Source organism: Pseudoalteromonas arabiensis (assembly GCF_001550155.1).
GTDB lineage: Bacteria > Pseudomonadota > Gammaproteobacteria > Enterobacterales > Alteromonadaceae > Pseudoalteromonas > Pseudoalteromonas arabiensis.
The window spans coordinates 219,510-240,010 of sequence record NZ_LRUF01000026.1 but is presented as its reverse complement, the minus strand read 5'-3'; the positions used below and the strand labels follow the sequence as shown (position 1 = coordinate 240,010).

Genomic DNA, 20,501 nt, shown 5'->3' with positions numbered 1-20,501 from the left:
TATATTAAATTCATCAAATAAAAGTTCTATATCGATTATCAAACTCACTTAAATAGCATGAACTTACTTGCCAACGGGCGATTTTATTTGCGATCAGCTTTTATCCATAGGATAGTTAACAAAAGCCTAAAAACTTGCTGTTACAAAATAGGATAATCATGAAAAAAGTTTTACTTGCCACCAGCTTAATCGCTTTCTCATTTACGGCATTTGCAGCCAATTTAACCGTTGAAGAACTGCGTATTGAAAAAGCGACAAAGGCAATGCCAAAGGTCTTAAACGCTTACAGTGATGACATAAGTCATTTTAAAAATGCTTGGCAAGCAACCACAAGCTACCAGCAAGCAAGTGATCTTATTGATGACTACTCAAAACAATTATGGCGTGATGCAAAAGCACGGATCAAAAAAACCAACAGCTACGACGACCGTGAACTTTATTGGGCACGCTTACTTTCAAGTAAAGTTATTCGTACCAGCAAGCCCCAGTTTGCAATCACTGACAGCGAGCAAGCTGCGCTGTTAACCATGCTAGAAAATGGTAGCCGTGGTCGTACCGACCTTGACTTCAGTAAAAAAACCGACAAACGTATATTAATTACCGGCTTTGATCCTTTTTTACTTGATAGAAATATCAACCAAAGTAATCCATCTGGCGTGGCCGCATTATTACTCGACGGGCAAGTAATTAGCTATCAGGGTATTACTGCGGAGATCAACACAGTGATGGTGCCTGTGCGCTATGAAGACTTTGATCAAGGTATTATTGAATCATTACTTGCACCGTATTATGCACTAAACAACGTAGATATGATTGCTACCATCAGTATGGGTAGTAAAGACTTTGACTTAGAACGCTTCCCTGGTAAACGTCGCAGCGTAACGGCACCCGATAACGCCAATATTGTTTATGGTGGAACAGAAACTAACCCAAAAATATCAAGCTTGCATAACCGTCCCTTACCAGGTAATGAGTTTGTGACGTTTAGCCTACCCGTAGAGCAAATGCAAAAAGCGAAAGGCCCCTTCCCAATTAACGATAATCACAAGGTCGTTACACTTGAAAAGGCTTTTGAGCCAATATCACTCAAAGAACTTGAAGGTGCCATCGCAGTAAAAGGTGGTGGCGGTGGTTACTTATCAAACGAAATTTCGTACCGTAGTATTCGCCTGCGTGATGAACTTAACTCAGATATTCCAACAGGGCATATTCATACCCCTCGTATTGCGCAATTTGAGCCAGAGACAGAAGCAAAAATCGTTAAACAAATCAAAGCTATGCTCGAACACAGCCTTGTAGCACTCTAGTTAGCTAGCTCAGCGAGTGTTTAATGCATTCGCTGAGCAATAAAACCTACAACCTATTGCGGGCCCGTTCCTCCATCTACTTGGCCCCCCAAAGTATTTGCACTCTCTAATCTATATGGGTAAAGCTGCACATCACTAAACACTGTTGCGCCATTATCACGGTATTGATCTGTCGCTGAGCGCCCTGTGTAAATGTTTCCTGATGCACTGAAGTAACCCGAGCCTTGATTCCAATGTGGCTTTGCTGAGTTTTCAAAATAGTTATTCTCGACTAATACTTCTGCACCATCACTGGCACTAATTGCAAAATAAGTAATGTTTTTCCAGTAATTATTAAACATATGAACCCGTGAGTTGTAACCATCTATTTTTGGATTACGCCCTGCTGCAGTATCCCAAAAGTTATGATGTGCTGTTACTTGCGAGTTTCTGAATAAATGCGTGTACCAATGCTGATTAGCGCAAACTTGGGTGTTATAACCATAGAAACGATTCCAACTGAGGGTCACATTCTGACTATTATCAATATCGATATAACCGTCACTTATCTTATTAAAGGCCATATGATCGACCCAAATATGGCTACTATCATCAATTGAAATGCCATCGCCCGCTTCGACGAGTGCAGGGTTAATATTTTCCAGCATGACATTTTTAATAATAATATTACGTTGCTTGCTAATAACTAAGCTAGCACCAACAATTTTTGAGTTTTTACCTAAGCCTAGTAACGTTTTGTTGGACTTTACAATAATACGGCGCTCATTACGTGTTACATTAACTGGTGAATTGGAAGAGCTGCCCAGCTCACTACAGCTTTGATTCCCTACAGGCACTCGGTACCATGTTTTACCGTAATCATTCCATTGGCCACAATCTAAAGGACATGCTTGCACCGTTCTATTGTTAGTGAGACAGTTAATCGTCGTATTATCAGGTATGTGGATCACTTTAGCAGAAGGCGAGCTTAAAGCGTCACTTAAAGCACTGCAGCTTGTAACCCTAACAGGTGTTGCATTACCGCCACCGATTGTTGTCGTTAGGCCATCTTGACCTGGTTGTGCAGCAAAACCAACTAAATCACTTGGTGTTGGCTGAGTGCCTCCGTCACTACCACACGTTGTATCGACAGGGTTTATAAACCACCTTTGAGAGCTTATACCTGCGTCATCATTTTGATACACATTAGCCGCATTGTTTGAGCCTGCAACAGTCAATGATTTATTGGTTAACTTATTCGTTATATTAAAACCACCTGATGACGATGCTTTAAGTTGCCAACGTTGATTGGCTCCTTGCCAATCATCATAAACGATAATATTAGCACCATTTGACTGCGATGAATCAAGTACATCTAACACCTTATTATTGTACTTAGATCGGATAATCCAATATCCATCGCTTTCTTTAATAAACTGAAACTTTTGATTATTTCCTCCCCAATAGTCATAAGTTATGACATTAGGTGCTGCACTTGTATCACTTGTATTGATATCTAACGCTAAGCCAGACCCAAGGTTAATAACAGAATACAACTGACCTGATTCAGGCATTGCAGTGCAATTTTCCGCTTGTACTGGTAAACAGCTCAGAAATAGACTAGCCAAGCCAATTTGTTTAATGACGTTTATTGTTTTCAAAACTATCCCTCTCAAATTTGTAATATAAAAATACTTAAGAAATCAAGTCTAAACCATTCGTTCCCAAAATAAAGTGTTTTGTTTATTTTATGTAAATAAATTTAACTTTAAGAAAACAAAACAGGATACAGAAATAAAAAAGCCACCTAGAGGTGGCCTGAATTGAAGCTAACATTAATTAATACAATTCGAATAATGGTCGGCCATTTTCGTCATATTTTACTTCCATTATGCGGGCATGTCGGTTTGGATCGTAAAGCGGATCTTTTACAATTTCCTCAAGTGGACGTGTATCCGTTTTTGGCACCACACTTGGCTCACCGACGGCATGCTCATAGTCACGGGCATGGTAAATACATAATGGTGTTTCGCCATCTTCAGCAACGGTAAAACAGTTATGACCAGGGCCGAAAATTTTCTTTTCAACACTTGTTTCAAGCACTGGCATGCGTGTTTTAGTCCACGAATTTCGATCAAGTAAATCGCTGTTTTCATCTGCTTCCATATAGCCCATGCAGTAACATGCACCTGTTGCGCTGGCAGAAAAAGCGATAAAGATTTTGCCGTTATTTTTAAGTACCGCAGGGCCTTCGTTTACCCAAAAGTCCACACGCTCCCAATCGTAATCAGGCGTAGTTAGCATAAATTGTGCTGTTTTTAACTTAATTGGTGATTCCATCTCAGCTAAATACAGGTTTGATGCAGCAAATTGGCCGCCGGTTTTCTCTGCCCAACAGAAATAACGTTTGCCATTGTTCTCAAAAATCGTCGCATCCAGTGAGAAGTCTGTGAACGACTTTTCATCACCCTCAGCCGCTTGCATCATACCCAGCTCAACCCATTCATCATTTAATGGATCTTGGCCTTTACATTCCAATACATACGGGCGTAATGCCCATATATCGTCTTCTTGGCTGGCTGCAAAGTAGATGTACCATTTACCATCCAGATAATGAATTTCAGGTGCCCAAATATGGCGACTCATTGGGCCATTGTCATGCTTAAACCAAATATCAAAGGTCTCAGCGTCTTTTAAGCCTTCTAATGTCGCAGATTTACGCAGTTCAATGCGATCATACGTTGGTACAGAACCTGTAAAATAATAAAAACCATCGCTGTGCTTATGCACAAACGGGTCGGCCCGCTGTTCGACTAACGGGCTGTTTGTTTGTAATGTCATGTTTAAACCTGGTCGTAAATTTAATTTGTATTATTTTATTACTTTTAGCCAAGAACACAAATATAACATCATTTTTATCAGACAGTGAGCATAAATGTAAATCGAGTGGTTGATCTAATCGTCATCAATTAGACAGCTGTTACTGTGCTAAAAAAAGTAGTAAGCCACGTTCATATCGGCTCAAGTATTTTGTTTTACGCGGTAACTTAAGTTGTTGTCTTGTACGTACCTGTGTGGCTTCACTTTCTTTACATAAATCAATCAGCGCAGAATGAACATAAGAATTACGGGCTATCGTTGGTGTGTTACCCAAATGGCTCGATACCGTTTCTAGCATATCGCACAAAGGGAGCTTTTTCTTAGCATTATAAAAAGCTTCGAATGCTAAAACACTAGCGCGCCACGTTCTAAAGTGTTTAGCGCTAAACTCCTCTCCCATCACTTGCTGAATAAACTGATTAACCTCACGGGAGGTCACGGGAATACATTCACCACCCTCTTTATATTGAAATAGATTTTGCCCTGGTAAATCTTGCAACTCTTTAATAATGCTGCTTAAAACACGATCTGTAAGATTAACCTCTCTCACTTTGCCAGATTTAGCTTTATATTCTAAGCGAATATTTTTACCCGTTAATTTGGCGTGGCGATTACGTAACGTTGTTGCACCAAAACTGTTATTTTTTTTCGCGTTTCGTTTAGAGCCTACACGTAATGAACCTAAGTCCATTAACCGGACAACCGCAGCTAATGTTCGTTGATAATCCAGCTCATTACCTTGTAAGTATTCAGATAATTTAGCTCGCAATAAAGGAAGTTTGGTGCCAAAAAGCTCACAGGCCTCGAACTTTTTTAGCTCCTGCTGCTCTCTAAAATCTGGATGATAAAGATATTGTTTTCTGCCTTTTGTATCATACCCTGTTGCTAAAATATGCCCATTTTCTTCAGGACAAAGCCAAACATCTTTGTATGCAGGGGGGAATGCCAGCGCATTTAAACGCTTAATTTCTTTTTTTGCTGTAATTCGTTTGCCAGCGGGGTCGTAGTAAAGCCAGCATTTTGAATGTCGTTTTCGAGTAATTCCTGGCAAATTATCATCAACATAAATCAGTTTCATTACATTTCCTCACTACCTTAAGTAATACAGCCTTTCGAGGCGAGCTAAGCCCGCCTTGAGGTGTGCTTCTATCGTTTCCAATAGCGAAGATTTTTTAATCTATTCAAAAACTCATCTACCTGACAGGTGCCTAAATCAATGACGCCATCATCTTGGTTTTCAGCAAGCCCAACCGCTTTTAGCAGCTCAACTGAATCCTTGCTATAACCAATAAATTTGTTATGCGAAAACGCATCTGAAACAAAGTCTTTTGCCTCAGGAATATGACTCAGTTTTTCGGCCCCTTCTTTTGTTGTCAGTAGCGCCACCGCATCATATAAAACCGAAGGGCCACCATTAATAACTTGATCGGCACTTAGATGCTCACCAGTCGAGCTTTTCGCGCCACCCACTTGAGCAGCAATAACTTCAAAATTTGCACCTTGCTCTTTAAGCGCACAACGCAATGAATCAAATAGCTGAGCATCAAAGCCATCACTCACAAGAATACCCAGCTTACGGCCTTTGAATGTATTTAGCGCACTCTTTTGAATGCTCAGGGCATCAGACACTGGAAGGTCTTGGCGTGTTTCGAGTGCAGCTTCGGCAGGTTCTGGCATTGTTTGTAAGCCCAAACCAGAGGCCACTAATTTAGCTAATTCGCTATCAATATTAAGTAAATGAGACACGACACGCTCCCTTATCGCTAAATGCTCAACTTTTGAAAGCTCAAAAACCAGCGCATCTTGAATATGTGATTGTTCTACTTGAGTTTGGCTTAAATAAAACTGCCTTGCTTGACTGTAATGGTCGCTAAAGGTTTCTGAGCGGTATCTCAGCTTGCCACCTTGTGTGTCTTCGTCTGTACTTTTGAAACCATGTGCAGGGCATGCGCGAGGGTTGTTTTCATCACCTTGCCACGAGTTGGGTTCGTAATTTACTCGCCCTTTAGGATTATGCATCGCCATATGACCATCTTGATGAAAGTGGTGCATTGGGCATTTAGGTGCATTAACAGGAATATGAGTAAAGTTTGGCCCGCCTAACCGTTTAGTTTGCGTATCCAAGTAGGAAAAGTTACGACCTTGCAATAGTGGATCAGGGGTAAAATCAATGCCTGGCACTATGTTTTGAGTACAAAAAGCAACTTGCTCTGTCTCTGCAAAAAAGTTATCGACAACTCTATCGAGCACCATGCGGCCAATAATTTTTACTGGCACCTGTTCTTCAGGTATAAGTTTTGTAGCATCAAAAACATCAAATTCAAACTCATCTGCAAAAGCTTGGTCAAATACTTGTACACCGAGCTCCCATTCTGGAAAGTCGCCATTTTGAATTGATTCCCACATATCGCGACGATGAAAATCAGGATCTGCACCATTAAGTTTCAATGCTTCATTCCACACCACAGACTGCATTCCTGCTTTTGGCTTCCAGTGAAATTTAACGTACTTCTGCTCACCCTTTGCATTAACAAACTTAAATGTATGCACACCAAAGCCTTCCATAAAACGTAATGACCGTGGAATGGCTCTGTCTGACATTGCCCACATAACCATGTGCATAGACTCAGGCGATAAACTAATAAAATCCCAAAAGTTATCATGCGCCGTTTGTGCTTGCGGAAAACCACGATCAGGCTCGGCTTTGGCGCTGTGGATCAAATCTGGAAATTTCATTGCGTCTTGAATAAAAAAAACAGGGATATTATTGCCGACTAAATCCCAATTACCTTCTTTGGTATAAAATTTTACTGCAAATCCACGCACATCTCGTGCTAAATCGGGTGAACCTTTGCTACCTGCCACAGTCGAAAAACGTGTGAAAACAGGTGTTTTCTCTCCCTTGCGCTGAAAAATATCCGCGCACGTAAGATCCTCAAGTGTATCGTATGTTTCAAAGTAACCATGTGCACCATAGCCTCTTGCGTGCACAACTCGCTCTGGAATACGTTCATGATCAAAATGAAACATCTTTTCACGAAAGACGTGATCTTCCATTAATGTTGGGCCGCGCTTGCCTGCTGTTAAGGAGTTTTGATTATCACTAACAGGACAACCTTGTGCTGTTGTCATGGTAGGATGTTGATTGTTCGCAGTTTGGTGAAGCTCGCCACCATGCCCTTTTTGACCTGAATATTTAAATGACTCTGCCATGAGTTTCCCTTTCTTATTTACTGGTTTATATAACATCGCGTAATACACGTGAAAAACTAGTGAGCAAAAAAGAGACCAATAAAAAATAGCCTTACAAACAATAAGTTAATAAAAAGCGTTACAACATAAAGTAAATAGGTTACATAACGTTTGTAATCTTTTCTGATTTGGTTTTAATGTGTTAAAACCAAATCAGAATCTTACATTTTTGTATTAGTGCTTATTTAATAGCTCATGCGCAGATGTTAGTTCATTGGTTGTTTGTGATAATCCGACTGCCTTTGCGCCGCCTATTAGCCAAATTTGATTATTTAAAGTAACAGCACCCAATCCATGGCGAGGGGCTAACCACGTGGTCACTTTATGCCATTGCTTTTTAAGTACATCATATTTAAAGATTTCACTATCGACAGCTTGATTATGCTCCCCTCCAAAAATGTAGATCATGTTGTCGATTGCTGCCGCAGCGTGCCCTGCCCTACCTTTTGGCAGGGCCGGATGAGTTAGCCACTGATCTTGCTCTGGCACGTATTCAAGTACATCTTTTAAAGGTTCGCCACCAACGGTTCTGCCGCCAAGCACAAACCAGCGGCCATTCACCTGCACACTTGCCGCACTATTACGTGCAAAGGGTAACGGTGCTGCTTTAGCAAACTCATAGTTATTTGGGTTGAACACAAGGTGTTCTGCTTTATCTAAACTATGTTGCCACTGCCCATTTTGTTCATTACTTGGACTGCGGCCACCCACTAAATGCACCTTTCCATTAAGCACTGCACCTACTGTTTCACTTAACGCAAAAGGTAAACGCGCCACCTTTTGCCATGCTTTGGCGCCCTTACCTAGCATTAATACATCACGGCTATTGGTCCACTGACCTTGGGTATTAACAAAACCACCAAAGGCAAATAATTTGTTTTCTACTGCAATTAAATAGGTGTGGTGGCGTCCTTCAGGCAAGCTTGGAGCTGATTGCCAAGTTGCATAATCAGGTGACCAAAAGTGCACTTTTTCCGTCATTTTACCCGTTGATGCTGGCAGCTCAGTAGAGATACCGCCAGCAACCCAAATTTGCTTATTCATTACTGTGGGGTAAATTTCTTGTATAGCCTCAGGAAGCTCAGGTGCGAACTCCTCACTTGCCGATAAAGTGTAAGGCAAACAAGTAATAAAAAGCGGTAAAAACAGTTTGGTTAAGCGCATACAAATCCTTATTAAGCAGTCGATTATAAAGCTTAAGTGAGCTGTACCTATAAGTACACTGCCAAATAGTCTAACGAGATCAGGTATAGCTATTTCTAAATGACACAAAGTTGATATATTATAACAAAACATTTAGTGTTATTTTATTTAATCTACTTAAGGGTCACTAACATGAGCAAACTCCCCGTCACCGTGCTCTCTGGTTTTTTGGGTGCAGGTAAAACCACCGTACTCAGCCATATTTTGAATAACCGTCAATACAAAAAAGTAGCTGTCATCGTCAATGATATGAGCGAAATAAACATCGATGCGGCGACAGTTAAAAACGATGTGTCACTTAATCGCGGCGAAGAAAAACTGGTTGAAATGAGTAATGGCTGCATCTGTTGCACTCTGCGTGAAGACCTACTCATAGAAGTACGCGCTTTAGCAGAGACGGGGCAATTTGATTATCTGGTTATCGAGTCAACCGGTATTTCAGAACCCCTTCCGGTCGCCGAAACATTTACCTTTGCCGATGAAGACGGCGTATCACTTTCAGATGTTGCTAGGCTTGATACCATGGTCACAGTAGTTGATGCTGTAAACTTTCTAAAAGACTTTAACGAAGCCAAGTTTTTGCAAGAAACCGGTGAACACTTAGGTGACGAAGATGAGCGCAGCGTTGCCGACTTACTGATCGATCAAGTTGAATTTGCTGATGTGATTTTAATTAGTAAAACCGATTTAATTAACGCAGATGAGCTTGAAAGTTTAAAAGCCATTTTAAGCTCATTAAATACCTCCGCAGAGCTTATTGCCATTGAAAATGGTCAAATTGATATCAATAAAATTTTAGGCACAGGCTTGTTTAACTTTGAAAAAGCGCAACAAGCACCAGGCTGGTTAAAAGAGCTGCGCGGTGAGCATATCCCAGAAACCGAAGAATACGGTATTAGTAGCTTTACCTATGAGGCTAGGCGTCCTTTTCACCCCGAGAAATTTTATAACTTTATCCATAATAATCAACGCGAAGGCAAACTACTCCGCTCAAAAGGCTATTTCTGGCTAGCCTCTCGACCACAGTTTGCTTGTCAATGGAACCAAGCTGGCGGTATTGCACGTTATGGTTTTGGCGGGATATTTTGGAAGGCCTTACCAAAAGATCAGTGGCCAACCGATAACGATTACTTAAATTCAATTAACCAAGTTTGGCAAGAACCCTTTGGCGATATGCGTCAAGAGCTGGTTTTTATTGGTCAAAACCTCAATCAAGCAGAAATCACACGCGCACTCGACAACTGCTTACTTAGCGATGATGAACTGCTAGCAGGAAAAGAGCTTTGGCAAACACTACCCGATCCATTTCCAATTTGGGAGGAAGCATAAATGACAGCCCACGCATTTGAACATGATACTGATAACCTACCAGCAGAGGCAGCAATAGCATTAAGCCCAGTGGTATTTTCACAAATCTATAAACCCGAGCATAACATCGCAATTTGGCAGCGTAGCTTATCAGAGCAGCTGCAAACTGAAGTAACCGAGACTGTTGCAGCCTTTGCAGATCTCAGTATTAACGCTGTGATCAATCAAAACGCGATTGCGGCAGACATTGATAAAGCACTCGAAAAACGACCTCAAGCAAAAGCGCTTAAAGCCGATCTTGCTCAGCTTGTTGATATGTTTTGCTATTTATTTGAGCTTAAGCGTGTGGGTTTAAGACTAAAAGTACTTGAGCGGGCTATGTGCCCACGCTTTCATGTTGATCGTGTTCCTTGTCGATTAGTGAGCACCTATAGCGGTAGTGGCTCTGAATGGCTACAGAATAGCGGACTCGACCGCAATAAACTGGGTGCAGGAAACCAAGGTTTAAGTGATCAGGAATCTGGTTTAATTGCCCCACACACTAAAGTGCAGTCATTAACTGTCGGTGATGTTGCCTTATTAAAAGGAGAAACATGGCAAGGCAATGAAGGTTTAGGCCTTGTACATCGCTCACCACAGGTTGCAACTGGGGAAAAGCGCTTACTACTCACATTAGATTTTATTGCCTAATTAAACCTCAAACTAAACACAATAATGCGCCTGTATTTATATGGGCGCCAAAAATAGTGACTTTAACTCCAAACATAAAAAGTTAATTAAACGCTTTTCAAGCCGCTTACCATTCACATTAAATTCACATCAACACATATAACTTAACGCCGAACTTCGTACCTAATAATGGTTCAAAGTTCAGTTTAATCAACTAAACGCACGTATGCTTTTAGTAGGAAAGTAACTTTTTATGAAAGGAATTAAACAACATGATTAGAATAACCCAAAACCTGTTTACAATGACTGCAATAAGCGTATCTGTACTCTCAATACTTCCAGCAAATGCAAATGATGGTAACCTAATGGTCAATCAACAAAGTGGCGTTATTGTAGGCTACTGGCATAATTGGTGTGATGGTGCAGGCTATAAAGGCGGGAAGGCACCTTGTGTTAGTTTAAAACAAGTTAATAGCCAATATAACGTGGTTAATGTCTCATTTATGAAAGTATTTGATGTAGCAGAAGGCCGCATTCCCACTTTTCGCTTAGATCCAAACATAGGTTTATCAGAACAAGCGTTTATCAACGAAATTAGTGAACTAAACCGCCAAGGGCGTAGCGTATTACTCGCTTTAGGGGGTGCCGATGCCCATATAGAGTTACAACAGGGCGATGAACACGCTTTTGCCGACGAAATAATTCGCCTTACCGATAAATTTGGCTTTGACGGACTCGATATTGATCTTGAACAAGCAGCCGTGACAGCAGCTGATAATCAAACCGTGATACCTGCCGCACTTCGTTTGGTAAAAGATCATTACAAAGCGCAAGGTAAAAACTTTTTAATTACCATGGCTCCAGAATTTCCTTACCTTAGACAAGGTGGTAAGTACATTCCTTATATTACCGCACTTGCAGGGTATTATGATTGGATAAACCCGCAGTTTTATAATCAGGGTGGTGACGGTGTTTTTGTTGATGGTGTAGGTTGGGTTGCCCAAACAAATGAATCTCTAAAGCAGGAGTTCATCTACTATATGGCTGACTCTTTAGCAAATGGTACTCGCGGCTTTCATAAAATCCCGAATGATAAACTCGTGTTTGGTATTCCTGCCAATATGGATGCAGCTGCATCTGGGTTTATTCAAAATCCTGAAACGCTTTACAGTGCCTTTAATCAATTAACTCAGCAAGGACAGCCTCTTAAAGGCGTGATGACTTGGTCTATCAATTGGGACATGGGGACGAATGCCGCAGGTGCAATGTATAACAACACGTTTATAAAAAACTATGGTCCCTTTATTCATGGTCAAATTATTGAACCTCCAAAAAATGCACCTGTACTAAGTGGTATAACTGACGCAAGAGTTCGCCAAGGAGCCTCATTTGACGAGCTAGCAAATGTAAGCGCCATCGATAAAGAAGACAATAACCTCACCAGTAGTATTGTCGTCACGGGCCGTGTCGATACATCAACTCTCGGACAATATATTCTCGTTTATACTGTTAAAGACTCTGCTGGTAACGAAAGTAAAGAAAGCCGCAAAGTCGAGGTGTTTAGTGATAAGCCTTTATTCAGCGGGGTTAATAACGTGAAGCTTGCCCTAGGTAGTACTTTTGAACCAATGGCAGGTGTCACTGCAAATGACACTGAGGACGGTGATTTAACAGCTAACGTCTCGGTTTCAGGTCGTGTTGATAACTCAAGAGTTGGTCAATACACCCTAACCTATTCAGTATCTGACAGTGCTTCACAAACCTCAACAGTGGTTAGAACTATTACAATTTCAGACAGCACACTATGTGCAAGCCAATGGGATAAAGACAAAGTCTATCTAGCAAACCAACTAGTAAACTATGAAGGAAATATTTATAGAGCCGGTTGGTGGACTAAAGGTGAACAACCGACTACCTCAGACCAATGGGGCGTTTGGAAACTTGCTAATGATGCTTGCCAATTAACAAACTAATACGATTATTAAAGCTCACAGAACGTCTGTAATGTGAGCTTTAACATACACCCTATTTCAAATTAAAAAAAAGCATACTAAGTGAACTCGCAATTGCCGAAAGAGCAAACATGCGAAGCAGTAAAATTGAAACATTGCCTGCCCCACCGGCTAGAGTCCCTCTAAAACTCAGCGGGTAATCATGGAATACCATTAAGTATAAAACGTTAAATAGCCCTACCCGCATCCCGTCAATTTCAAGCGTATCGCCATTTTTTAAGTGGACTTCACAAACATGCAAACTTGGTAGCCTCCTATGTGCTTCACCAAACTTCCGCCTGTACTTAAGATCCATTGTATAATTAAATATCACCTCTGCAATGTCGTCTCTAGCAATTGTAACTGTACGATTTGTGTGCTTTTTAAACGTCAATTTATCAATTTTAAGCTCATTCTTACTTATGCTCATTGCCCATTTAAAGCCAAAGCCATACTTTTTGTAAGTCATGATGCGTTTTGTGATAAACACAGCTAAAAAACTGCCAAGACAAATCAAAAAAGCCAACCAAGGGAGCACTGCATCTTTTAAATAAAAGGCCGAAAGAGAAATAGCGAATACCATAAATGCAAACAGAACTTCTGCCTTACCAGATAAAACCGCAAGGCCTGGTAATGTCTCTAACTCAGTTATTGAATCCTCGGTTAATGACGACTTCCCTTTAAAAGCGGCGTATCGAAACCAGTTCTTGTCATTTAAATCTAATTCAAGTGAATGCTTGGCCATCGACCCCATAAAAATTCCTTTTTATATTAAAATTTGTAATAAGTAACTTATTGCTATTTAAAGATTTTATACCTGAACCAGCACCATGAGTAAATATAAAACGAACCTCGCTCAAAACTAAAATGCCATCAAATAAAAAATCTATGGTAAATTGCACGCAATCATTAGAAGTGGCTACTTTTAATGATTTAAATTTTGTTGATGAATACAAGGCACCCAATGAAAACACTCTCGAAAGTACAACAAAAGCAACAGGCACTGGTTCTTAACGTTGCCGACGCCCTTGAAGAGCAAGGCCGCGCTGAGCTCGAAGGTATGCTGCAATGCTGGTTTGATGTTGAATATCACTTATTCCCAGGCTCTTTACTTTTGTGCTTTCAGTTTGAAAACCAGCAAACATTAGATGCAGCAAACCCTGAGCTGTTGAAATGGCAGAAACGCTTGAGTGCAGCAATGCTGAAAAAAGGCGTGATTCTAAAAGACATGCGCAGGCACTTAGTGTTTACCTTAAAAGGCCCTGATGATTAACTTTGTCTATCGACAAGTAGCGGTTTTAATACCATAAATGGTATAACTTGAGCCTAAAATTAAAAAGGTGTGAACTTAAGTAAAGTTCACACCTTTAAATAAACGATTTAACCACACCAGTTGATAAAATTTTATTTTTAATACGTCATTTCATTTATCAACAGTGTTAAACCCTTTTTATTACAACATCAGCTAGTTAAAACTAGCTTAGAAATAAAATTCCTTGTTAAATATATTACAAAAAAACAATACTAAATAAGACTTAAGGCTTCAACTGTATTAATTTGAATCGCACATAAAATATATAGAATCAAATAATTATCAAACACAAAACCGAACGAAAGAATAAAATAAGTAAAAAAAATAAACTTAACTAAAAATATACTATAAATAGTACAAAGAAAAACACAGCGCATTAATTATTCTATTTTTATAAATAAACTACCAATACTTGCTTAGTTAAACAGTAAAGACATAACACTGTTTAGTACAACCTATCATCTTTCAAGATTGTGTATCTTCACGTGCTCAACTAGCTCTGGAAAAAATGCTAAAAAAACGGCATCTAACTCATGGTAGTGACGGGTAATATCCTCAGCAGCCCCTGAAAAGTTATTACTAAAACGAATACGCCTTGCGATATTATCAAGCGCAAGCCCTACTCCAGCCACTGTTTCATATTCTTTGAACCAGTCATTATTGGTCATACTCGTGACAACTTGTTGCATACGTGAGGGCATCAAGGCTTGGCGTGTATTTAACAGCCCATAACTTTGGTGTTTAAAATCTGCTAATGGCTGGTCGTTAAAACGATGCCAATGCTGAATTAAGAAGTGATCAAATACCACATCAATTGCAACACTGGCAAAACGCTTACGCTGTGGAGAAAAGAAGTGTTTAGCTTCTTTTACTAAAAGATGTGCATCGGTAAATCGGTCTACTAAATAGTGATTCTCAAGCGCATTTTTGACTGTAATAGGCAAGCCGTTTACATGCCTACGCCCGCCAAAATCCCCTAGCAAATTACCAAAATGTGAATCAGCTGTCGGTTTTGCAAAATAAAGGTGAGCTAAGTAGTTCAACACATACTCTAAATTAAGTCGTTTTATAGATTGTAATAGAAATTGGCTGTTAATAAAAAACAGAGCAAAGCGTACTTTAGGAGGAAAGGTGCCCCCTTTCCTCTATTACTGGATTAAGATTGTCAGAAGCTATATTTTAAGCTCAACTTATAATTAACCGGCTCACCTGGTTGTGTCCAAATTGCAGAATAAGAATTAGCGTAGTAAGTTTTATTTAGTAAGTTATTTACATTAAACTGTATAGTGACATCATTATTAACAGCGTAATTTGCAAACAAGTTTACCAAGGTGTAAGAAGGTAAGTAATAGTCTAGATCTATCGTTTCGCCTAAACGCTCACCAACATACTGCACCGCAACGCCAACTGTTGCATCGAAGTCCACTAAGTCGTTTAAGTCTCTTTTGATTTGAGCATTAGCGCTATGTTTAGGGATATTCAACAAAGGACTGCCTTGGGGTAACTTGACCCACCAATCAGTATTAACTGTATCATTGGCTGTTTTTGCATCTGTATAAGTATAGGCAAAATCAAAAGATGTACTATCTGAGATGTAACCATGTAAATCAAGCTCGACCCCTTCACTGCTTACCTCTCCAAGCGCCGTTGATATACCTGCTTGCAAATCAGTAGTCAGCATATTAGTCTTTTTTGCACTAAATACTGTGACGCTACCATTGACACTATTTGAACTGAATTTAACACCCACTTCGAAAGAGCTTGTTTCTTCAGGTTCAAATGCATCACCATTTTTATCGTAGCCGCTATTTGGTCTAAAGCCTTCAGAGTAACTAGTATAATATTGAATCTCATCAGAGTATGCGTACACAATACCCACACGAGGACTGAACGTAGTTTGGTCGCTCTTTAAGCTTTGTTTGTTTATGTGATTATCTATTTGTTGATCAAACCAATCAAATCGACCACCTACCTGCACTTTCCATTGTTCAGTCAGATCAATTTGATCTTGAATGTAAACCCCATAACTATGCTGAACCTCCGAACTGTCAAATAACAGAGCTCCCTCTGGGGCTGTTTTTCCATACTCAGGTTCGTACATATTGATTGCATATCGAGTGTCATCAATCGTTGGACGGTATCGGTGCCAAAGTTTATCAAAATCAAATTTACTGGCATCAGCACCTATTAGTAAATGATGAGTGAAACCCACAGTATCAATGCTACCACTGAGCTCTAGTCGAGTAGAGAAGTACTTGGTTTGAAAGTCACGTTGGTTATGTTGTCTGCTTAATGTTACACCATCCATAAAATAGATTTGCCTAGCAGGTGCTAGTTCGGCATCGCTCGACTCACTAATAAACTTCGAATCACTATAACTAAAACCATTTAAAAGTGACCACTGCCCAAGTTGATGCTCAAATGTAAGCTGATGAGAAATCGTATCAACTTCTGTCGGCTTATCGTTTGGCTCACCTAAAAATGATTCAATAGGTAATGCATCAATATCACCATCAATTGCAACAATACCGCGGTCAAAGGTTGTGCTTTGATCAACATATTCAAGTTCATAATTTAACTTCGTGCGTTCTGAAATAAGCCAAAGAATTGAAGGGGTTACAACTGTTTTTTGAGCTTCATGATAATCTCTAAAACTTTCACTATCTTCCACCGCCCCATTAACTCTAAAAGCAATCTGCTCTGAAAGTGCATTGGTGTAATCTCCCTCAGCACGGTAGTTTTGCCAGCTCCCCGCAGTTACTTTTACATAGCCTTGCTCTTCAAACTGTGGTTTTTTCGTCATGATGTTAATCGTTCCACCAGGTTCTGAGCGCCCATAAAGTGCAGAACCTGGCCCCTTCATAACTTCAACATAATCAATATTGCTTGCATCGCGGATACCACTAAAGCTTCTGCCCGATGAATAGCCATTAATTAAAAAGCCCGATGGAATATTCTCATCACCCACTAAGCCACGAATCGCGAAACTCTCCCATAGACCACCAAAATCATTTTGCTCTGTGATACTTGGCGTTAGATCAAAAATGTCGTTTAGCTCAGTTACACCAGCAAATTCAAGACTATTGGCTGAAATAAATTCAATACTTTGAGGCTGCTGATTCATAGGTACATCACCGCGAAAAGCCTGTCTTACTCCAGATACAGATATCTTCTCTATATCTGATGATGTTACAGCGACTACCGGTGGTGAAAAAAGTGCACTAATAGCAAGCGAAAGAACTGACACGTTAAATAGGTTTGATTTATTCATTTTAACTCTTAAGCAAAACTTAATCGATTAAGTTTTCACTCACATAACTCCCTTCTACTGGCAAGGTGAAAACTCAATCGTTAACAAAAATTATTATCATTTGTAATATTATAAATAAATAGAAATAAAAGAGCTAGATGTCGATTGAAAAATCTTGCACTATTATGATCGTACTAATGGGTATTCATCCCCAATGAAAAAGCTCTTGTAGAGCGCTTTAATTGTGGTTATCTAGCGCTAGGCTCAGTAGCCAATTTGTGAAAATGTAAGGTAATCTTGTTCTGTAAATTTTAAACACTGAGAACTCACCTATTTGAAATTACTCAAAAGGCCTACGTTAAAACGATGCCAATACTAAAAAACAGTATTGGAAATACTTATAACGAGGTGGCCAAAAATGGTTAACCACTACAGTGACTTCTTTCAAGTATCTGCCAAAGCGGATGTAACACTTTTTACAAGCAAAACTTGTATGATCTATGCCGATATCTACTGTTAATCTCACTATTAACGCCAAGTTTTATGTTATAAATTACCAGCAAACTGACTTTTAAAAATGGAATTTAATCTTGAACCTTCAAAACATCCTTTCTTATTACCGAGATTGCTATAAAGAAGATAGCGCGGACCTTAATTTATGGAATCTCAATAAGTTAAAAAAGGAAGATAGTTTCGTTCTCGAAGGAAAAGATGAGCTGGGCTCAGGCTTTTTACCTCGGCTTCCATTGCCTAGCGAATTTGCCGAGCAAATGGTTAAACGTGTTGAAATATATCAACGCGAGCGGGTTTTGCTTTATGTCAGGTTTATTCTCGTTGGTAAATTAGACATAAAAGGTGAAATGAAATCGGTTGTTTCCCCTATTTTATTCAACGAAGCAAGCATAGAAAAAGACGGTGAAGATTATTACTTTTCAACTAATAACCCAGTACCTGAAGTCAATGAACCGTTGATTCAACTACTGATGCCTGAGGAAGACTCAGTTCATCACATTACAAACTCTGTAGATATTCAATCACCTCATTATTGGACTTCACGACTCAAAGGCAGCCCTGTTGAGCTTAACCTACTTGAGTTACTTAACTATCCCGAGCTTACAGATGCAGGCGCCATTCTGCGTGCTCTAAAAAGAAAAACAGCCTCGTTATTACCGGTATCTATGCTTACCTTTGTTGAGCGCTCAAGAAGCTCTCGCGGTATACTCCATGAGTTAGAAGAAATTACAGCTTCAAACACATTGCCTGCCCCACTGGCTAGTCTGTTTAGCCATACAAATACAACTGGTAACGCAGCACAACTAAAATTTAATTACTTGCCAGGATTGCTCTCCTCTTCGCAGAAAAAGGTGATTGAAATTGCTGCTAATAGCTCATTAGGGTGTGTATCTGGCCCGCCAGGAACAGGTAAAAGCTACACTATAGCCGCTGTTGCTGCTGAGCACATAGCAAGGGGTCAGTCAGTGCTTGTTGTCGCAAATAATGATGCGGCTTTAGACGTCATTGCCAGTAAACTCGATGAAAACTTCAACTTAAGTGATATCTCTATAAGAGCGGGTCAAAACGCATTTTTATCGAAGCTAAAAGATTATTTAGAATCTTTACTAGCAGGCTATTTTTCAAATGAATTAAATAAAGAGCCCAATGAATGTGAGCAAGAGCTTACACAGCTCAACAGCCAATTAAATACGCTAGAGCTACGCTTCCTAAAGTTTTGTGAAAAAGCGATTATTAGAGGACAACGGTTAAAAAATATTGAAGACAAATCGCCTCAATGGCTAAAGCGCCTTTACTTAACTTTAGTGAAAAGCAAAATTCAACAACTAACAAAGCAGTGGTCAGCCTTAGATAAAATAAACACGCAACATATGCAAAGAGAGTTACTCGCGAGTAACTATTTAAATGCACTGAAACTCAAAAACCTTAAAACACTTGTAGAAACACAGCGCCAGTCTCTGCAAGCCTTTAATAAAGCAATACGTAGCCGCACATCAAAACGACAGTTCGAGTTATTTGATAATATTGAGTACAGTGCGCTTTTGTCTGCATTTCCAGTGTGGTTAGTGAGCTTAAATACCTTACACCGTGTTCTGCCACTAAAAGCAGAAATGTTTGATCTTGTTATTATTGATGAAGCAACTCAATGTAATATTAGTAGTTGTGTTCCTGCCCTTTATCGCGCAAAAAGAGCACTCATCGTAGGCGATACTAAACAATTAAGACACTACTCTTTTTTGGCAAAACATAAAGAAGCACATTTTAAAACACAACATAACTTATCCCATAATAGCCAAGGTGTAGTAAGTTATCGTGATAACTCAATTTTAGATTTAGCACTGAACTCAATTAATAGCCAAGCAGACATTGCATTTCTTGATGAACACTTTAGAAGTAAGCCAGAGCTTATTCACTTTAGTAACCAGCACTTTTATCAAAATAAATTAAATGTAATGCAACATAAGCCCTGTACCAGCAGTGGCTATTTACATGTAAAACGCATTAACGGTATAAGAAATAAAACAGGGGTAAATCATCGAGAAACCTTGAGTGTTATAGAGTTTATAAAAACACAAATACAGGAAGATGAAAAAACGGGGGTTAACCATAGCATAGGGGTAATTTCACCGTTTAGGCAACAAGCCGACGACATAGCTAAAGAAATAGCCACAACCTTTAGTGAATCGGAGATAACAAAACATAAAATACGTGCCGCTACCCCGTTTGGCTTTCAGGGCGAAGAAAGAGATATAATGTTGATCTCTTTTTCACTCGACAATGAATCTAAACGAGCCGCAGCCTATTTAAATAAAGCGGATGTTTTTAACGTCACAATCACCCGAGCACGCCAACTACAAGTGCTATTTTTATCGGTTGATGCAACCCAACTTCCCAAACAAAACCTATTACAAAAGTACCTTACAAGCATCAGTGAATTTGAAGCTAAACACTCTGTTCATAACCAACTTGATCAATTTCAGCATGAGGTAATCAATGAACTGAATAAACGAGCTATTGAAACATGGCCAGGTTACACAATTGCTGGCACAGAAGTTGATATTTTATGTCGTTACAATGGCCGCTACTTAGCAGTTGATCTGATTGGTTTTCCTGGCCCTTGGGCCACTTTTTTTGAGCTAAACACCTACAAACGATTCAAACGTGCTGGCATTGAAATGCTACCCATAAGTTACGGACTGTGGATTGTAGACAAACACGCATGTATTGAAAAAATAGTAACCACAATGACAGAAATACCCGTTTTGGCGAATAACGAATAAATCCATTACCAGCGTATTCATACTCGCTAAATAATTCCCTAAAGCGGCTATCAATAA

The 20,501-nt window shown here is 39.7% G+C and carries 14 protein-coding genes; 6 read left to right on the top strand and 8 right to left on the bottom strand.

All coding sequences use genetic code 11. The features are described from left to right. Positions 1 to 158: 158 nt before the first annotated feature. Positions 159 to 1,307: a hypothetical protein gene (locus PAARA_RS18205; protein ID WP_062570410.1), complete on the top strand. Its 1,149-nt coding sequence runs from the start codon at positions 159 to 161 to the stop codon at positions 1,305 to 1,307. A gap of 53 nt (positions 1,308 to 1,360) precedes the next feature. Here the strand turns inward: PAARA_RS18205 and PAARA_RS18200 are convergent, their stop codons facing one another. The 5 genes from PAARA_RS18200 to PAARA_RS18180 all read right to left on the bottom strand — a co-directional run bounded on the left by PAARA_RS18200 (position 1,361) and on the right by PAARA_RS18180 (position 8,582). After that, positions 1,361 to 2,947 carry an RICIN domain-containing protein gene (locus PAARA_RS18200; protein ID WP_062570409.1) on the bottom strand — a complete coding sequence of 529 codons (1,587 nt, stop codon included), beginning with the start codon at positions 2,945 to 2,947 and terminating at the stop codon, positions 1,361 to 1,363. Between the two features lie 178 nt (positions 2,948 to 3,125). Beyond that, positions 3,126 to 4,127 (bottom strand): family 43 glycosylhydrolase, encoded by a 1,002-nt coding sequence (locus PAARA_RS18195; protein ID WP_062570408.1) that lies wholly within the window; start codon positions 4,125 to 4,127, stop codon positions 3,126 to 3,128. Positions 4,128 to 4,266: 139 nt separating this feature from the next. Further along, entirely contained in the window at positions 4,267 to 5,244 is a 978-nt protein-coding gene (locus PAARA_RS18190; RefSeq protein WP_062570407.1) for a DNA topoisomerase IB, read from the bottom strand. Between the two features lie 68 nt (positions 5,245 to 5,312). Further along, positions 5,313 to 7,379, bottom strand: coding sequence for a catalase (locus PAARA_RS18185; RefSeq protein WP_062570406.1), 2,067 nt, complete (start codon positions 7,377 to 7,379; stop codon positions 5,313 to 5,315). A gap of 213 nt (positions 7,380 to 7,592) precedes the next feature. Further along, positions 7,593 to 8,582 (bottom strand): Kelch repeat-containing protein, encoded by a 990-nt coding sequence (locus PAARA_RS18180; protein WP_062570405.1) that lies wholly within the window; start codon positions 8,580 to 8,582, stop codon positions 7,593 to 7,595. Between the two features lie 171 nt (positions 8,583 to 8,753). On the opposite strand from PAARA_RS18180, the gene zigA reads away from it, so the two are divergent. The 3 genes from zigA (at position 8,754) to PAARA_RS18165 (ending at position 12,571) form a co-directional block, all read left to right on the top strand. Next, positions 8,754 to 9,950 carry a zinc metallochaperone GTPase ZigA gene (gene zigA, locus PAARA_RS18175; RefSeq protein WP_062570404.1) on the top strand — a complete coding sequence of 399 codons (1,197 nt, stop codon included), beginning with the start codon at positions 8,754 to 8,756 and terminating at the stop codon, positions 9,948 to 9,950. Then, complete coding sequence (locus PAARA_RS18170; protein ID WP_062570403.1) at positions 9,951 to 10,619, top strand: DUF1826 domain-containing protein; 669 nt, start codon at positions 9,951 to 9,953, stop codon at positions 10,617 to 10,619. 251 nt (positions 10,620 to 10,870) lie between these two features. Continuing rightward, positions 10,871 to 12,571: an immunoglobulin-like domain-containing protein gene (locus PAARA_RS18165; protein ID WP_083515352.1), complete on the top strand. Its 1,701-nt coding sequence runs from the start codon at positions 10,871 to 10,873 to the stop codon at positions 12,569 to 12,571. 52 nt (positions 12,572 to 12,623) lie between these two features. On the opposite strand, the gene PAARA_RS18160 is transcribed toward PAARA_RS18165, so the two are convergent. Next, positions 12,624 to 13,334 carry a hypothetical protein gene (locus tag PAARA_RS18160; RefSeq protein ID WP_157066235.1) on the bottom strand — a complete coding sequence of 237 codons (711 nt, stop codon included), beginning with the start codon at positions 13,332 to 13,334 and terminating at the stop codon, positions 12,624 to 12,626. 219 nt (positions 13,335 to 13,553) lie between these two features. Between PAARA_RS18160 and PAARA_RS18150 the strand changes: the two genes are divergently transcribed. Beyond that, complete coding sequence (locus PAARA_RS18150) at positions 13,554 to 13,862, top strand: hypothetical protein (protein ID WP_062570400.1); 309 nt, start codon at positions 13,554 to 13,556, stop codon at positions 13,860 to 13,862. A 497-nt stretch (positions 13,863 to 14,359) separates the two neighbouring features. Here the strand turns inward: PAARA_RS18150 and PAARA_RS18145 are convergent, their stop codons facing one another. Next, positions 14,360 to 14,944, bottom strand: coding sequence for an acyl carrier protein phosphodiesterase (locus PAARA_RS18145; RefSeq protein ID WP_062570399.1), 585 nt, complete (start codon positions 14,942 to 14,944; stop codon positions 14,360 to 14,362). A 122-nt stretch (positions 14,945 to 15,066) separates the two neighbouring features. Next, a complete protein-coding gene (locus PAARA_RS18140; RefSeq protein WP_062570398.1) occupies positions 15,067 to 17,172 on the bottom strand; it encodes a TonB-dependent siderophore receptor in 2,106 nt (701 codons plus the stop codon). A 569-nt stretch (positions 17,173 to 17,741) separates the two neighbouring features. Between PAARA_RS18140 and PAARA_RS18135 the strand changes: the two genes are divergently transcribed. Then, on the top strand, positions 17,742 to 20,444 hold the full coding sequence (locus PAARA_RS18135; RefSeq protein ID WP_245219998.1) for an AAA domain-containing protein: 2,703 nt from the start codon (positions 17,742 to 17,744) through the stop codon (positions 20,442 to 20,444). Positions 20,445 to 20,501 lie beyond the last annotated feature (57 nt).

What these genes read in the sequence shown, in the direction of transcription:
- PAARA_RS18160 (WP_157066235.1), bottom strand. Translation starts at nt 13,334, where the DNA reads ATGGCCAAGCATTCACTTGAATTAGATTTAAATGACAAGAACTGGTTT.
- PAARA_RS18185 (WP_062570406.1), bottom strand. Translation starts at nt 7,379, where the DNA reads ATGGCAGAGTCATTTAAATATTCAGGTCAAAAAGGGCATGGTGGCGAG.
- PAARA_RS18165 (WP_083515352.1), top strand. Translation starts at nt 10,871, where the DNA reads ATGATTAGAATAACCCAAAACCTGTTTACAATGACTGCAATAAGCGTA.
- PAARA_RS18205 (WP_062570410.1), top strand. Translation starts at nt 159, where the DNA reads ATGAAAAAAGTTTTACTTGCCACCAGCTTAATCGCTTTCTCATTTACG.
- PAARA_RS18150 (WP_062570400.1), top strand. Translation starts at nt 13,554, where the DNA reads ATGAAAACACTCTCGAAAGTACAACAAAAGCAACAGGCACTGGTTCTT.
- zigA (WP_062570404.1), top strand. Translation starts at nt 8,754, where the DNA reads ATGAGCAAACTCCCCGTCACCGTGCTCTCTGGTTTTTTGGGTGCAGGT.
- PAARA_RS18170 (WP_062570403.1), top strand. Translation starts at nt 9,951, where the DNA reads ATGACAGCCCACGCATTTGAACATGATACTGATAACCTACCAGCAGAG.
- PAARA_RS18195 (WP_062570408.1), bottom strand. Translation starts at nt 4,127, where the DNA reads ATGACATTACAAACAAACAGCCCGTTAGTCGAACAGCGGGCCGACCCG.
- PAARA_RS18180 (WP_062570405.1), bottom strand. Translation starts at nt 8,582, where the DNA reads ATGCGCTTAACCAAACTGTTTTTACCGCTTTTTATTACTTGTTTGCCT.
- PAARA_RS18190 (WP_062570407.1), bottom strand. Translation starts at nt 5,244, where the DNA reads ATGAAACTGATTTATGTTGATGATAATTTGCCAGGAATTACTCGAAAA.
- PAARA_RS18140 (WP_062570398.1), bottom strand. Translation starts at nt 17,172, where the DNA reads ATGAATAAATCAAACCTATTTAACGTGTCAGTTCTTTCGCTTGCTATT.